Source organism: Parvimonas sp. D9 (assembly GCF_035282565.1).
GTDB lineage: Bacteria > Bacillota > Clostridia > Tissierellales > Peptoniphilaceae > Parvimonas > Parvimonas micra.
Genome location: NZ_JAYKBM010000097.1, coordinates 1 through 303, shown reverse-complemented (window position 1 = coordinate 303; position 303 = coordinate 1). Strand labels below are relative to the sequence as shown.

General features: G+C 32.3%; 1 protein-coding gene. It reads right to left on the bottom strand.

Features of this window, described 5'->3' with window-relative positions; all coding sequences use genetic code 11:
- Window positions 1-303 (bottom strand): hypothetical protein (locus VJI94_RS08175; RefSeq protein WP_324008992.1); only part of this gene is annotated, 303 nt, incomplete at both ends.

Genomic DNA, 303 nt, shown 5'->3' with positions numbered 1-303 from the left:
TGCCTTATTCTTTATTATTTCGCCGCTTACATTATCTTTTACTTTTACTTTGAATGTAACTTCAAATGTTTCTCCAGCCGCTACTTTTTCTTTTGTCCAAGTAATTACTCCGTTATTATGAACTCCATTATCACTTGCTGAACCTTCTACATATGTTGTATGTTCAGGTATAGCATCTTTTATTTCTACTTTTTGTTCTTTTCCTGTTGTGTTCTTGTAAGTTACTTTGTAAAGTAATTCTTGTCCAGCCTTAACTGTTTGTTTATCTATACTTACTTGTGGTGCTGAACTGTCAAATACATC